This window comes from Lacrimispora sp. YZC11, from assembly GCF_057543815.1.
In genome coordinates, this window is record NZ_BAAJYQ010000006.1 from 702,083 (window position 1) to 717,959 (window position 15,877).

At 43.6% G+C, this 15,877-nt stretch carries 13 protein-coding genes; 1 reads left to right on the forward strand and 12 read right to left on the reverse strand.

Annotation, left to right across the window (positions count from 1 at the left end; translation table 11 throughout):
- Positions 1–252 precede the first annotated feature (252 nt).
- The 9 genes from AC27IJ_RS09525 to allC all read right to left on the reverse strand — a co-directional run bounded on the left by AC27IJ_RS09525 (position 253) and on the right by allC (position 11,577).
- Positions 253–1,884: a PucR family transcriptional regulator gene (locus AC27IJ_RS09525; protein ID WP_312500926.1), complete on the reverse strand. Its 1,632-nt coding sequence runs from the start codon at positions 1,882–1,884 to the stop codon at positions 253–255.
- A gap of 110 nt (positions 1,885–1,994) precedes the next feature.
- Complete coding sequence (locus AC27IJ_RS09530) at positions 1,995–3,215, reverse strand: dicarboxylate/amino acid:cation symporter (RefSeq protein ID WP_312500923.1); 1,221 nt, start codon at positions 3,213–3,215, stop codon at positions 1,995–1,997.
- Positions 3,216–4,112, reverse strand: a complete 897-nt coding sequence (locus tag AC27IJ_RS09535; protein WP_312500922.1) for an oxamate carbamoyltransferase subunit AllH family protein — start codon at positions 4,110–4,112, stop codon at positions 3,216–3,218.
- Positions 4,084–5,349 carry a YlbE family protein gene (locus AC27IJ_RS09540; protein ID WP_487148542.1) on the reverse strand — a complete coding sequence of 422 codons (1,266 nt, stop codon included), beginning with the start codon at positions 5,347–5,349 and terminating at the stop codon, positions 4,084–4,086. The genes AC27IJ_RS09535 and AC27IJ_RS09540 overlap by 29 nt, the downstream gene beginning before the upstream one ends.
- 43 nt (positions 5,350–5,392) lie before the next feature.
- Positions 5,393–7,153 carry an acyl-CoA synthetase FdrA gene (gene fdrA, locus AC27IJ_RS09545; protein WP_487148544.1) on the reverse strand — a complete coding sequence of 587 codons (1,761 nt, stop codon included), beginning with the start codon at positions 7,151–7,153 and terminating at the stop codon, positions 5,393–5,395.
- Positions 7,154–7,176: 23 nt separating this feature from the next.
- Positions 7,177–8,226, reverse strand: coding sequence for an ureidoglycolate dehydrogenase (gene allD / locus AC27IJ_RS09550; protein ID WP_312500916.1), 1,050 nt, complete (start codon positions 8,224–8,226; stop codon positions 7,177–7,179).
- A gap of 34 nt (positions 8,227–8,260) precedes the next feature.
- Positions 8,261–9,052: a (S)-ureidoglycine aminohydrolase gene (allE, locus tag AC27IJ_RS09555; protein ID WP_312442096.1), complete on the reverse strand. Its 792-nt coding sequence runs from the start codon at positions 9,050–9,052 to the stop codon at positions 8,261–8,263.
- 24 nt (positions 9,053–9,076) lie between these two features.
- Complete coding sequence (locus tag AC27IJ_RS09560; RefSeq protein WP_312442094.1) at positions 9,077–10,330, reverse strand: MFS transporter; 1,254 nt, start codon at positions 10,328–10,330, stop codon at positions 9,077–9,079.
- A gap of 17 nt (positions 10,331–10,347) precedes the next feature.
- Positions 10,348–11,577 (reverse strand): allantoate deiminase, encoded by a 1,230-nt coding sequence (gene allC, locus AC27IJ_RS09565; protein ID WP_487148547.1) that lies wholly within the window; start codon positions 11,575–11,577, stop codon positions 10,348–10,350.
- A 642-nt stretch (positions 11,578–12,219) separates the two neighbouring features.
- On the opposite strand from allC, the gene AC27IJ_RS09570 reads away from it, so the two are divergent.
- Positions 12,220–13,557 carry an MATE family efflux transporter gene (locus AC27IJ_RS09570; RefSeq protein ID WP_487148549.1) on the forward strand — a complete coding sequence of 446 codons (1,338 nt, stop codon included), beginning with the start codon at positions 12,220–12,222 and terminating at the stop codon, positions 13,555–13,557.
- Between the two features lie 25 nt (positions 13,558–13,582).
- Here the strand turns inward: AC27IJ_RS09570 and AC27IJ_RS09575 are convergent, their stop codons facing one another.
- The 3 genes from AC27IJ_RS09575 to AC27IJ_RS09585 form a co-directional block, all read right to left on the reverse strand.
- Positions 13,583–13,798, reverse strand: coding sequence for a DUF6485 family protein (locus AC27IJ_RS09575; protein WP_313152775.1), 216 nt, complete (start codon positions 13,796–13,798; stop codon positions 13,583–13,585).
- Positions 13,799–14,051: 253 nt separating this feature from the next.
- Complete coding sequence (locus AC27IJ_RS09580; protein WP_312500913.1) at positions 14,052–14,894, reverse strand: carbohydrate ABC transporter permease; 843 nt, start codon at positions 14,892–14,894, stop codon at positions 14,052–14,054.
- Positions 14,895–14,897: 3 nt separating this feature from the next.
- On the reverse strand, positions 14,898–15,803 hold the full coding sequence (locus AC27IJ_RS09585; protein WP_487148552.1) for a carbohydrate ABC transporter permease: 906 nt from the start codon (positions 15,801–15,803) through the stop codon (positions 14,898–14,900).
- Positions 15,804–15,877: the final 74 nt, after the last annotated feature.

Below are 15,877 nucleotides of genomic sequence, written 5' to 3' on the forward strand. Positions count from 1 at the left end.
CTCCTCGCTTATTTTTAGGTTATATTCACTTTAACACTTAAACGGCGTCGATGGTAAATGAAAAGCGGCATAATGTTACGGTAAATTTTTGTTTGTTTCAAATAGGTATGATACAAAAACGCCCTGCAGGCTTTAAAACTTTCTGCAGGGCGTTTTCCCTTTTTATCAGTTATATCCTCATTTAGAAAACCATACCTCCAACCAGCATGACGGCAGGTATGGTACCCAGTGACAAAAATCAGGAGCAGGGTTTCATTCATTCTGTTCTAACAGAACCAGACTTAACTGTAATTGGAAGCAGTAATTGGCATCAACGATTTCCCTGCCAAGAATTTCTTCACACTTCTTAATCCGGTATTTAATTGTATTCCTGTGAAGGAACATATGATTGGCAGTCTCAGTGACACTGCACCTGCAGTCTAAATACGTCTTAAGTGTCCTCCTAAGCTCCAATGTCATCTCATCCACAGGATTTGTTAAGCCCTTTAAATGGTATAAGCAGTATCCTTTGATTTGTTCACTGGACACCATTTTAAAAAGTTCATTGGCATCGGTTGACTTGAAATATTTGATATAGGGAATATTCTCCTTCTCTTCCCCGTACTGATAGCTTTCCAAAGCTGTAATATAGGAATTTCCCATGGTTTCCAGCTCCATCACGCCATTTCCAAAGGAAAATGTGACAGCGACCTGCAAAAAATGCTGCAAAGCCTCATGGTATTCCTCCAGAACCTTCTCCAGTTCCCTGTAATTTCCCTGTATCAGTAAAATATACTGGTAAGTCAGGGTCTCCGGAAAAATGATGATATCCCCATGGAATTTCTCCTGCAGCTTCCTGCTAAGCCAGTCATAGATCAAGATGTATCGTTCCTCCCTATGGGATAAGTTTAGGAAATCAAACTCTTTTCCTCCAAACGGCTCCAGAGTTGCCAGGATTATTTTATAGCCGGCAGCCGGCTTTAGCCCATACTTCTCCCCTACCGTGAATAACTGGGCAGAGGACCACCGTTCTTTCTTATATTTATTTACAAGGATATGTAAAATCGATTCTTTTTGCTTTAATGGATTGCATCTCACATACAGGTTCTTATATAGAAAGATGCCAAACACCAGCACCAGCTGCTCGATCACCATGCCGGACAAGGTATCTTCCTTTCCCTCGCCGCCGTAAATGTAAAGATAATAAGGGTTTTTCCCCACCGTCTGAATTGGATAGATACAAACCTTTTCTTTTATCTTTGACACATATACGAAATTCTCAAAACTGTCCGTCCTTCTTTCATAAAGTGACAGATCATAGAACAGATTTTGCGCCGCCTTTAAATATTCCTTCTGACACGTATGAGTCGCAGCCTCTACTTCACCAAAGGGATTTAATAATGCGGCCGGCTTCTTAATGACAAGCCCTAAGTTGTTCATCATAACACTCATGGAAGCTCCCTGAAGAAGCAAAGCAGAGAATTTCTTCTGCGTGTTTAAGGCAAAGGTCAGTTCTGCGTTCTGATTATCCCAGATATAAGCCAATAACTGCTGAAAGACCTCACCCAATGTCATATGATAGGGAATCTGGATCAGAGGAAATCCCAGTTGGTCCGCCAGGTCGATAACCTCCGGCTCCAGATGGTCGATAAAACGTCCCAGCTTAATGGCTAATCCTGCACAGGGCAGACGGTCCAGGCTGAGGATAAATTCACATAATCCGGTCCGGTTCTCCTTAAACGCCATCCCGGTAGTGATCAATAACGTATTCTCTGGTAAATAAGAGGCAACATCCGGCGTTTCCGTAGACTCAACCGTGAAAATCTCTCGACTCAAATCAGCCTTTTTATTCAGCACCTTTAGATTTTGAAATATTGGTTCTTCCAGTAATTTCCCAACGGTCATATTATGCCCCTCTTTTTACATTCGGAATCGTTTTCTTCTTTCCCACTTACGCTTATTATACTATGTCCTCACTATCCTAGCAATCCGGCATTTAGGAATAAATCCTCTGATTATTGATTTCCGTTTAAAATCCCGTAATCCAGTTCCTTTTCATCCTTTGCTATCAACATGGCAACCAAGGCGTCAATATCCACATTCAATATGGTGCGGAACATCCCGGAAAACCAGTCAATGCTGGATAAGAAAGCAATGCTCTCCAGCGGAAGGCCAAGTGCGGGAATTACCGTAGCCAATGCCACCAGTCCGCCTCCGGGTACTGCCACCGTTCCCAGACACGCTAAAGTAGATAAAACAATTACTCGGACCAGCTGGGGCATGGGTAGGGGAATTCCATAAATCTGGGAAACCGTAATGCATGCCAGAGCCAGAAACATGGATAAGCCATTGCTGTTCAAGGTCATTCCCAAGGGATTGACAATTCCTGATACCTTCTTACTGACTCCCAGCTTCTTCTCACTGTCCTCCATTTTTGTTGGAAGGGTAACGGCAGAAGAGGTTGTGGTAAATGCAACAATGGTCATATTGCAAAGCTTTATTCCAACATGAAACGGGTTGGTCTTACAGTAAAAGGATACGAATGCGATCATAACCCCCAGATACAGAAGAGAACCGCACCCGAATATTAAGAGAAACTTGATCAATGGCATAATGACCTTAATGCCTGTTGTACCTGCGGTATAAGCTAGCAGGGCACCGATCCCCAATGGAGCCAGGTTCATGACCTTATGTACAATTCCCAATATCACTTCATTGAATTCCTTTATGACTCCCATAAGCTGGCTCCTCTCCTTATTAATACGGTTGGACCCCAAAGACGCGCCGAATAATACGGAGAATATGATCACCTGGATCATATTGGAGTTTGCCATGGATTGAACGATATTGCTGGGTAAAAAATCTAGAATGATGTTGTAAAGTCCCTTGTCTGACGTCTGAACAATCTGATCGGAGACTGGGAGGGAAAGTCCTTTTCCAGGCAGAAAAAACTGGCCCATAGCAGCTCCTGCCGCTGCCGCCAACACAGTGGTCAGCAGAAACCAGAACAGCATCTTTACCCCAAATCTCCCTAATTCTTTAGGATCCAGTTTGGCCACTGATTCAGTGACCGCTCCCATGATCATTACCACGACAGACATTTGAATGAGCCGCAGGAAGATATCTCCTAACAGCTTGATATCCTTCACCTTATCCCCAAAACAGATTCCAAGCAGCAGCCCCGCAGCCATCCCAATCATGATCTGCACTGTCATTGATAATTTCATTTTTTTCATTCACGGACCTCCCATTCTATTTTTTACCATGCCTTTGATAAAATTGGCCCCTGCTGCCATACCTAACATCATATCGCAGCCGGAGGTAGAACCTATCATCCTTATCCTGCCTATACACATCTTCATATGCGAAGAATCTTTCTGAATCATGGCATCCAACAACTCCGCCAAAACGATATTAAAATACCCTTCCAATGCACAATGATAATAATGTCCGCTGATATCCGTTGTATATTGACGGTCTATGAGTGCCTTTAAGCCCTGGAGAAAGGGCATTTCCAATATAGGGCAAATTCTGTCCATATAAAGAAGACCCATAAGAAAGTCATCACCTGACGGCGTAAGGCCCCTCCCTCTTCCGATCCATCTTTTTATCGTTTTTTCAGCCTCTTCTTTTGGTTTGGAAAATGCCTGATATAATTCCTCCACTTCTTTTTTCTCTGCCATCAAAAAAGAGCCTATGGATTCCCCAAATCCGGTAGGAAGATTCCAATCAATGAGCCTCTCAAACATGGAAAGCCATTCACGGTCTATGGAATATTCCTTTTTCTGGATATAGCTGCTGTATATCCGGGTGTTTTTTAAGCAAAGCCGGATGGAATCCGAATACAGGGTCTTTTCCTTCTCATCCCACCGAAAACAGCCGGAGGAGGCTGCCTGTTCCAGAAATACAGGCAGATCCTCCTTATTTAATAAAATACCATATGGGACCAGGGAATCGTTTTTATTTCCAATAAAGCAAAGGAACGGAGAAAGCACCAGATTGCATCCGCTCTCAAATTGACTGTGGATTCTATAAGCTTCCCCTTCTTTTAATGCTTCTATCAGCTCTGACGCTGCTAGCTTTCCTGATAAGCTTCTCATATCCTTACCCTTTATATCCCAGTTTTTTTGCATAAGCCCTCACTGCTTTTTGGAAGCATTGGATAGGCGGATGAACCGTTCCTGCTCCTATCTGCCCCACACCGGCTTCCTTATGGGCGATTCCCGTATTGATAACAGGAGTGATCCCTGTTTCTACTACTTTTCTCGCATCAATGCCCAGGCAGGTCCCCTGAAAATTCCATGTGGGAATGGAAAAATTAGGATTCTGGCCAATGACGATCTCCATCATTTCATTGCTGATGCGAAGGGCGTCCTGAAAGCCGCCTGTTCCTATAAACCTGGTGACAGCAGGTGCAGCGATCATTGCCATTCCGCCTACGCCAAAGGTTTCCGTGATGGCGCTGTCTCCTATATCCGGACTGGCATCCTCTCCGGAATATCCTGTAAAGTAAAGGCCCTGGGGAGTGTTTACAGGCGCTGTAAACCACTCATCCTTCATGCCGCTGATCCTGATCCCAAAGTTTTCTCCATTTCTGCACATTGCTGTCACAATGGTTCCTTCTGTGATCATGCGTGCCCCATCCATTACCGCCTTGGCAGCTGCCATCATGATATTTAAGAAAAACTGGTCCGTATCAGCCAGAAACTGAATGACTTCCCTTTTCTTCTCATCTTCTATGGAAAGACTTAATATGTCTGGGGACATCTCTTTTAAGAACAGCAGGGAAGCCGCAATATTCCTTTGATGGAATTCATCTCCCATGGCAATGGCCTTTGCGATCATGGGATTAATGGCCAGCCCCTTTTCAAACCTTTTAAGCGCCAGAGAAAGCACCGGCCCCAGAACATCTCTCATCCAGCCTAATCTTAAGATCACCTCTTTGGAGTATGCGCCAAACCTTAAGACCTTGCCAATTCCTTCATTCATGGTGCAATAGGCCCTGTTTCCATCGGTGGTGTTTTCTACCACAAAAACGGGCATGTTGGCGGAGGTGATGCCTCCCATAGGCCCTACGGCATCCACATGGTGACAGGGAATAAAATCCACCTCCCCCTGGCTTAAAAGCTTCACTGCTTCCTCCCTGGTAACCGCCCATTTCTCAAACAGGGCCGCGCCTATGCAGGAGCCTTTCATGGGGCTGGTCATATTTTCCCAACGGATAGGCGGCCCTGCATGGAGAAGTACCTTTCCCTGGTTTAACTCTTTGATTACGGTTTTTGCAGGCACCACATCCAATAAAACAGGTGTAGAAAGGATTATTTTCTGAATGACTGCCTGATTTGCATCGTCTATTGTATCGTACAACATAAGAACCTCCTTATATCCACATAAGCGTCTTTACCGATTCCTATTACCTGGAAAACTTGTAGCCTCTTAGATACTGCAGGGCCTTGATCAGCTCTAAATCCCCTCCTGCAGGCGGTGCCCACTGGTACTGAACTACCTTGCAGGAGAAATTTTCCAGCACATCGGTAAAGCTATTAAGCCCGATATTAATGACTCTGGGCTTTTGGGAAAGCAAATCCGTCATCTTCTTTGATACGATATGATCCTTATCTGCTTTCACCTTTTCCTTAGGAAGGATCGTCTTCTCCTTTTCCACATAGGGATAGCCGATGAGGAAGAGGGCCGTTTCCACCGCTCTCTTGTTGCTGGTACAAAGGATGACTCCTATATCTTCCAGCTTTTTCTTCTGCAAGTCATAATTCTGCTTATCCCCTCTGGTTCCGCAGATGGCCGCCACAAAGTAAATCTTTCGTTCCTGCTTCTTTATCTGCTCCATCATATCCACGATCCCGGGAAGAAGGGCTCCTGCCATGTCTTCATGAGAACCGTATCCCAGCACAAGATCAAAGAGGATGACTCCGGTCTGTTCTTCCTCCAGAGCCTGCTTCATACATGCGATCCTGTTGGCCGGGTCGATCATTGGGTGAGGTTTTCCTACGGTATAGACGTCATCTCCCAGATCTATGATGGTATAGCCCTGTGTGTTGAGCATATAGCCTTCCTTTTTTCCTCCTGCTCCGGCAATACCAATGGTATCCTTTATAAGCATCACAGCCTCTGACGCCAGGGTCCCTCCGGAATAATAGCCTTTTATAGTTTTGTGATCTTCCTTATTAAATCCTTCCTGTATCTCCGGCTTCCACATATCCTGGACAATTTCCTCATTTCTTACTAAGGAAACTGCAATTCTGGCCGCTTCATCAAGGGTGTAGGCATGGTAGAAATTCTCTTCGTGTATCTCCGGCTTTTCCCCAAGGAATAGGGTCACCACAGGCTTTTTATAATCCCATAGCCTTTTTACGATTACAGCCCTCACTTCCTTTGCCGGCGGCTTTGACAGGATAACTACCACCTCTACCTGGGAATCCTTTTCCATAGCGTCAATGGCGTCAAGCATGGTAATCCCGCCTACCTCAGCCGATAAGTCCCTGCCGCCTGTGCCGATGGCATTGGCAACGCCTTCCCCCAACTGGTCAATGATGGTCGTGACCTCCTGGATTCCGGTACCGGAAGCGCCGATGACCCCGATTTTTCCCATCCTCACATGGTTGGTAAAGGCGATGGGAACTCCCTTTATGATACCTGTTCCGCAATCCGGTCCCATGACCAGAAGACCTTTCTCATGAGCCTTTTGCTTCAGATATATTTCATCCTTTTTTGATACGTTGTCGCTGAAAATAAATACATTTAAATTCTCATCAAGCGCTCTGTCAGCCTCAGCTGCCGCATACATGCCGGGTATGGACAGAACTGCCAGGTTTGCATCCGGCATTCTTTTAATAGCCTGTTCCCAGGAAGATACCACTTTTTCTTCGGTTCCGGCAGAACCTTTCGACTGGTTATTGAGAAATTCCTCTGCTTCTTTTAAAACCTGCCCGATCAGCTCCTCTGACTCCACATCCACCACAATCGCCATATCGTTGGACTGGGCTTCCATTAATTCAGGAGTCTCCAGGCCGCCCTCCTTAAATAAGTCTTTGTTGGCAGGTGTTGCCATCATAATGGAGACTTTATGTATTCCCTGCATGGCGGAAATTTTATTCGTCAGCAACATAAGAACCACGGAATCCTGATAACTTCCTTTACAAATTATCGTTTTAATCATGTTACTACTCTCCTTTTACCCCTTTATTCAGCAAATTTATTCTTGTGGTCATAACGGTCATAATGAATATCTTCGCTGATCAAATACTTATAAATATCGTCTACGATCTCTATCCCATTCTTATCATAGCCGGCCTTTCTCAAAAGTCCCCGTTCTCCCGGATAGCTTACCTTGTCAAAGCCTTCTGCCGGTTTAATGGCAGCCAGTTCTTCCATAGTGGTGGTTATGTTCTCCTTAAATCGTTCCAGTCCAACAAATTTGTTCGGATCCAATACAATATGAAGCTGCCCTAAATCCCTGCCCTTTGACAGGTCTTCATACATGCTGCTTACGTGCTTTCCAAAGGGCAGGCCCAAAAGGATGCCGGAGAGCACATCCACCATCATCATTAATCCATATCCCTTTGCTTCCGCAATCGGAACAAGGGCATTAACTAAGGTAGAATCGGTGGTAGGATTTCCATTGACATCCACTGCCCAGGTGCTTGGGATCGGCTCCTTTTTCGAGCGGGCGTATAACACCTTACCCCAGGCCTGGACCGTTGTTGCCATATCAAATATGATATTTCTGCCGTCAGCTCCCGGCGCTCCAAAAGCAATGGGGTTTGTTCCATAATAAGGCTCCGACCCTCCGTAGGGAACCGCCATCGGGTCTGATTGGCACATGGAAATGGAAACCAAGTCTTCCTTTGCGGCCATTTCCACATAATATCCCAGGCTGCCGCTGTGGGAGATGTGCTTGGCTCCTACCACGGCAACGCCTGTTTCTTTTGCCATCTTGATCGCTTCTTTCATGGAGAGCACTGCCGCCGCATAGCCTGAGCCATTATCCCCGTGGAATATCCCGCTTGCCGGACCTGTTCTCTCGAATTGAAACTCCGGATGAATGGTAATGCCGCCTTTTGCTATTCTTTCGGAATAATACTCTACCCTGACAGCGCCATGGGAATGGATCCCTCTTGCATCGGACCATGTAAGGATATCTGCGGTAATATCCGCATGTTCCTTTGTAAGCCCTGCCTTCTGAAGTTTATTGCTGATCAGTTCATGTAATTGTCCTTCTGTTAATCTCATAAGATACCGCAACCTTTCTTCGATCATATTTACTTTATATTTCTACATCTCTGTTACAGTCTTTTGAATACACGTATGCAAATTCTTCCGTCCGTCCCACACCATAGGCTGCCTGTAAGCTGTAAGCGCCCATAAACAGATAGTCACCCTTTTTAACCGGGATCCAGTGATTGTCCAGATTATACATTCCTTCCCCTGAGTAGATGTAAGCACCGTGCTCCTGGATATGGGTTTCAATGTAGCCGTGGCAAGCTCCGGGCTTAAAGCTTAAAATATGAAAATTCATATCAAATCCAATATCAGTTGCCGATGGCAGGAAGTCCTTGACCCCCACATCTTCCATCCCTTCATAGGGAGCAAATGGTACATCCCCGATGTTTCCGCAGACCGTATAAGCGGCCTGGCCCTCGATTCTGTTATAGCGTCTCTTATATAAAAATGCCCTTGCAGGAATATCCCCCACATTTTCAAAGCTCACCTTGTTTCCCTCAGGAGAATAAATATATCCCCCTTCCGTCAGCACCTCTTCTTTATCTTCATTTTTCACCTTTACTCTGCCTTCCAGAATATAGAGGAATACCTCGATCCCATCTCCTCCAAATCCTTTTGGATGGCCTCCGCCCTGCTCCATTGTCACCAGATAATCAACGAAGGAAGCTCCCATCTTAGGGGAAGCCAAAATGGTCACAGCACATTTTTCAAATCCCGGTATCACGTTCTTCACCAGGCCATCCGGCTCTATTAATGCGAAATTCCCCCTTTTTACGATGGAACGGCTTGATAAAATATCCTCCCGGTAACCTGTTATGTGATTCATATAGCTCATGATAAATTCTCCTTTATTTTGTAATTATTTTACTTTGCTGAAAAATGTCCTTGCATTAAATATCAGGAATAGTATGGTTCCCAGAATCAGCAGCAATGCTCCGATATAAAAACCTGCAGTGCCTGATCCGGTTTTATCTATAATAAATCCTGTTACCGCAGGCGCGATAATGGATGAGGACATTCCGAAAAAGTTGAACAGTCCCAGGGTTGTTGCCATGTTCTTTTTATTGGCTCTGTCTGACACATAGGATATGAGGACAGGATCAACAGCCATCTTGCCCAGGAACCCATACAGCAGTAAAATGATGGTCAGTGATATCGCATTTGGCATTGACATGGATAATGCTACCAACACAAATGCGGAAAGCTCTAAGCCAATGATGATCAGCGCCTTTTTTCCTCTGAACTTATCGGAAAGTCCTGCAAAGAACAGCGCTCCCGGTACTGCCGTAACAGATATCATGGAGACCACAAGTCCGATCATACCGCCGGCGATCCCTCTCTCTGATTCCAGGAATTTGGGAAGCCAGGTCACAATCAGATAATAGGCATAGCAGGTGGAAAAATACAGTATGTAGCAGGAAATCATGTTAAGGGAAAGCAAGGAAACCTTTTTCTCTGATCCTGAATCTACAGCTTCTGTTTTTCCTTTATTTTCTTTCTGAATGACGTTATGCCTTCCCCTGTCCTTGATCGCAATGGCAAACCAGATAACTAAAAGCACGATGAGGCTGCCTGAAATCGTCACCATTGTCTGCCAGGGCAGATGCAGGGTCTTAACGATAAAGCTGGAGCCAGTCATTCCAAGGATCAGCCCCAAGGCAGAACCGCTGTTGACAATCGCCGTGGAGATTCCCTTTTTCTCAGGAGGCACGTGTTCCGCTGTTAAGGAAAAGGCAGCGCCGTAATACGTTCCGCAGCCTATACCAGCGCAAACGCTGCCAATGTAAATCGTATTAAGGGACCTTGACATGGCAATGCTGAAGGCTCCTATAGCAAAGAGGAGAAAGCCTGGTATGAGAACCTTTTTCTGTCCGAATCTGTCTACTAAGAATCCGGATGGGATCTGTAACGACGTATACCCAAAGAAATAACAGCTTGCTATGAGTCCCATTGCCGTGTTGGAGTGCTGCCCTACTGTCCCCTGGATTTCCGAATAAATGGGTGACAGCATGGAACGGTAGATCCAGATGACCACCCAGCCTAAACAAAAGGTAAAAACGACTGTCTTCCAATAATCCTTTGGCAATTGTTTTGCTAAACTTTGATTTCCCATAATGCCCCTCACTTTTCCTATTGATATGATAATTCATATAGAGATGACTTTAATGCCTCAATTCCCTGCTTCAAATCCAAAAGTTCCGTCCGTTCCGCCGGATTATGGCTGATTCCCTTAATGCTTGGGACAAAAAGCATGCCTGCAGGGATCCTGGGCGCTATGATCTGGGAATCATGGCCTGCGCCGCTGTGCATCATCCGGTAATTCAGGCCTTTTTCCCTGCAAACCTTCTCTATGAGCCGGATCATATCATCATTCATTGGAACAGGCGGTTCATCCATCCATAGGTCTATGTTAATTTCCACCCCATGCTTATTTGCAATCTGCTTCATGTTTTCTTCCAGCTCAGTTGTAATACTTTTTAAAAGAGCCTGATCCGTATGACGGCAATCCATGGTAAACAGTGCCTCTCCGGGAACCACATTTACTGTATTTGGTTTTACTTCGATTTTTCCAAAGGTCAATACCAACGGGTCTCCTATGGCTCTTGCCTTATGTAAGGAATCATATACGATTTCAGAAAATACCTGGATTACATCCTTTCTGTATTTCATGAGAGTCGTTCCGGCATGGTTTGCTTCGCCTTTTAAGGTGATGTTATATCTTCTCTGCCCTACGATCCCAGTGATGACCCCTACGGATTTTCCTTCCATCTCAAGGGTATTTCCCTGCTCGATATGTAACTCTATAAATGCCTTTACATCATTCATGAAACCGCCGGGATCCTTCTTAAAATCGAACCCGCACTCATGCATGGCATCCATGAATTTAATTCCTTCTGAATCTGTGAGATTTTCGACCTCTTCTTTTTTCGCCAGGCCAAATAAGTTTTTGCTTCCCCAGAAAACATAGGGAAATCTGCTTCCCTCCTCTTCTGCCATGGAAATGACCTCCAGATTCTTTTTCGGCCTTCCATGGTTTTCAAAAAGGTTCTTAACAGCTAAATATCCTCCAAAGATCCCTAGCTGGCCGTCTAAGTTCCCTCCATTCATTACCGTATCCACATGGGAACCAGTGGCAATGGTACCGGAATCCGGTTCCGTTCCAATTATCCTTCCATATAAATTCCCCACTTCGTCAAACCTGGTTTCCATGCCTATTTGCTCAAATTTTTCCTTTAAAGCTAACTGTACCTCCAGCCAGCTCTTGGAATAAAGGAGCCTGGTCATTCCTCCTGTTTGGTTTTTCCCATAAGAGGACATCCAGTCCAATGCTTCCCTGATCTCATTGACGGAAATATCCATTTGTGCTACCTCCTGAATCTTTTTTCTATCGATTCGAATCCATGGTTTTATTTTAAAGAAATTTTTCTTACAATACATCATCCAAACCAGATAATCCGTTTTTTGATTTTTGTATGTTTAGCACAATGGTTTTTGTTTTATTAGGTAATTAATTAACAATGTTGTTAATTTATTTTCAATTTCGCTGGTTTGTTTTTGCAATTTATATACTTAAATATGGCAGATATGTGGTTTATAGCTTGTATGCCTTATCAATGGTTAAGAATATCATCTCATGCAGGGTGGAGCTGGAACGGGAACGGGATGCCAGCCGGGATAAAAGGATCGGTATAAATGATGCTGTATATGTTTCACTTTCTTCATGGTTTTAGGCACGAAAAAAGACGCTCATTTCTGAACGCCTGGTTAAGGTAAAAGAAAAGCCTTTTCTACGGCCCTTAGGAAATCTTAATGCTCCCGCTTTGACGGCTCCTTTTTATCAATATCGCTATTTCCTTACTTATTGACAAAAGGATGTTCTAATGATACCCTTTATGCATTGCACAAATAAGGGGTTGCATGACACAATGAAAGTTTTAAAATTGTTTACATACTGATTTTCCCTGCCGCAATTAATACTTAGAAAGGATTTTATGAGTAAACATGAACACTACAAGAGATCTGATCAACGGCAACGAAACAAAGGCCATGATAAATTTCGCCATACCCATGATCATAGGAAACATATTTCAACAATTATATAATGTTGCAGATACGGTGATTGTGGGAAAGTTTATTGGCTCCAATGCCCTTGCTGCAGTAGGCAGTTCATTTTCCGTTATGGTTTTATTGACCTCTATCATCATTGGATTCTGCATGGGCAGCAGCGTGGTGTTTTCCCTGATTTATGGTGCAAAGGAAATTGACAAATTAAAAAACTGTTTTTTTACAGCTTTTATTTTCATTGGAATCGTCACAGTTATTATCAATGTGTGCTCCATCATTTTTATTGATGATATATTAACCTTTATCAATATTCCTGCGGAAATCTTTAAGGACGCAAAAACTTACCTGCAGATTATTTTTTATGGGATCAGCTTTACTTATATTTATAATTACTTCAGCGCTGCTATGCGGAGCATAGGTAATTCGGTAGTGCCGCTTATCTTTCTTATCCTATCTGCTGTTATTAATATCGTGCTGGATATCATATTCGTTGTTCCACTTCAGATGGGGATCGCCGGTGCTGCCTATGCCACAATCATTGCACAAGGATTTTCTGCCATTGGCATTGCTCTTTTTTGCATGCTGCGCGTTCCTCTGATCCATCTTAAACGGGAGCATTTATATTTTAATAAGAGTATTATTAAAAAAATCTCTAATTTTTCCATACTCTCCAGCATCCAGTATTCGGTTATGAATTTTGGGATTTTGTTGATACAGGGTTTGGTAAACAGCTTCGGTGTTTCAGCAATGGCAGCTTTTGCAGCAGTCGTTAAAATAGAAAGCTTTGCTTATATGCCAGTGCAGGATTTTGGCAACGCCTTTTCTACCTTTATCGCCCAAAATATGGGTGCAGGAAAGCAAAAGCGTATTTACACCGGAATACGCTCCGCAGTTAAAATAATAACCATTTACTGCGTTATGATTTCCGTCTTAATATTAATGTCTGCAAAACCTTTGATGTATATCTTTATTAATAAAAGTGAAACAGAGATATTAAGGATTGGAGTGCAATATCTTACCATTGTAGCTGGCTTTTATTGCCTGATCGGGTATTTGTTTATGTTTTATGGCCTGTTCCGTGGAATCGGAAAGCCAGGGGTATCCATTATACTTACCGTTATAAGCCTTGGTACCAGAGTTATCCTGGCTTATATATTATCCGCTGTAAATTGGATCGGAATGGTTGGGATATGGTGGGCAATTCCTATTGGGTGGGCTCTTGCAGATGTGATCGGTGTTATTTTAATCAGGCATTATTATGTAAACAATCGCTGAGCCGGTGCAGGCTTGGCGTAACGCTTTATTCTTTATTTTTTAGATAGAACTGGACAAAGCTTTCAACAGTAAATTCTTTAAGTTGTGATGTATCGTCACTGATCAGATGAAAGAAGCAGCCTGGGATTTCACCTTGCTTTAAATTCTTTCGGATACATGGATCACAGCCCAGATTGTGATTGCTTGGGTTTAGTTTGCAGGTTGTATCTGTACAGGTGCAAAAATGGGTTTGGTTTGTCATTGGGTTCGTTCCTCCAGTTTTTACTTTAGTGGTTAGGCAAAAAATAACTTCTTCAATTTTTACCCTTGTCTGTATTATATTGCAGCTTCCAGGTATGTCAAGTATGGTTGTATTATAACATCAATAAAAAACTGCAGCGCTTCCTTTTGATCAACAGACGGCATTTTTTGCACAAGGTACCTATAAAAGTGAGCCTTGAATACGGTTTTTATAACCAATCAAGACTCACTTTTCATATGGTATAATACAGGAATCATCCTTTCACCGATCCAGCTGTAAGCCCTTCTATCATATATTTCTGGGCAAAGGTAAACAAACACATGGTAGGGATCAATGACATAATAGTACCTGCTGCCATTTCCCCCCATTTTATATCATATTTTAAGATCAGGGCGTTAAGCCCTACCGGTATTGTCTTAAATTTATCCACATCAATAAACATAACTGACATAAAAAGTTCATTCCAGGAATTGATGAACGCAAAGATAAATGTGGCGGCGATGCCTGGCATAATAACCGGTACAATCACTTGAAATAATGCCTGCAGATAGCCGCAGCCATCGATCCATGCCGCTTCTTCCAGAGATTTGGGCACTCCGTCAAAAAAGCCGCATAAAGTCACAACAGAAAAAGGGATCATCATATTCGTATACAGCATTGCCAGGCCATACAGATTATTCAGCATCCGCATCTTGCCTAACATCTGATACAACGGCGCCAGCATAATGAACATCGGTATCATCTGCGTAACCAGAAAAAACAGCAGCAGCACATTTTTAAAGCGGAAACGGAATCTGCTGATGACATAACTGGCAAGAATGGAAATGAAGACCGAACAGGCTGCTGCCACAGAAGATGTAAAAAATGAATTGCATAAGTATCTGGCAAAATTACCTTTCCAGAGCATTGCCGCATAATTGACAAAAGAGACAGGATCCGGTAAATATCTCACCGGGAATGCGTAAATCTCTCCCTGAGACCCCTTTAACGAAGTAAGCAGCATCCATAGAAAAGGGAACATGGTCAGCACAAGAAAGACAGAAAGTACGGCAAACTTAAAGAATCTCCACACCTGTTTTTTACTTGCTGCAGTCATATGTCATGCCTCCTTATCCGTGTATTTGGTAAGCGTCAGGTAAAATGAAGCAAATATCACTAAAAACAGGATGCACAATACCCCAACAGCGGAAGCCATGCCATAGTCCAGACTCTGGACGAGCTGCATCATGTAGGATGTGATGATATTGGAAGATCCCGCCGGACCTCCCTGTGTCATGGAATAAATCAGATCCGGGAAATTAAAGATCCAGATCACCCTGAGCAAAACGGTCAGCAATAATACGGACCGGATACTTGGTACTGTAATTCCGGAAAATTTCTGGAACGGATTCGCTCCATCCACATCAGCGGCTTCATATAGTTCTTCGGGTACCCCTCTTAAGGCAGCCGTAATCATGATCGTAAAAAACGGGATCCCATACCATATATTTGCTATAATGCAGGAATACAGTGCCGTACTCTTATCTGCCAGCCAGCCCACCGGAAGGCGGATCAGATGCAGCTTTATCAGCATGTCATTGATAACGCCGGAAGTGCCATTAAACATCCAGCGCCACATGATCCCGATTATAAAACCGGATACTGCCCAAGGAAAAAAAATCAGGCCCTGGTACATACCGCTTCCCTTAAACTTCTTTTTTAAGAGCAGCGCCATGGCTAATCCTGCCGCCAACTGGAAGAACAGCGAAATCCCGACCCACTTGACGGTATTCCACATGGTGGAATAGAAGGTGTTGCTGGCACTGTGCTGGAATAGCTTTTTAAAATTATCAAACCCCACCCATTTGATATTTTTAATATTCATCAGATTATAACTCTGGAAAGCCATCATGGATCCCCTGATCATGGGATAATACGTAAATATAATAGGAATGATAATGGCGGGAAGAACCATAAGAAAGATAAAACAGGCTCTTTTCAATTGCAGTCTCGATTTTTGTTTCATACCGTTCCCTCCTCTTTACTGCCTTTCATCTATAAGGTGTCTGGAAGGAGACCCCTCTCCTTCCAGATACTTCT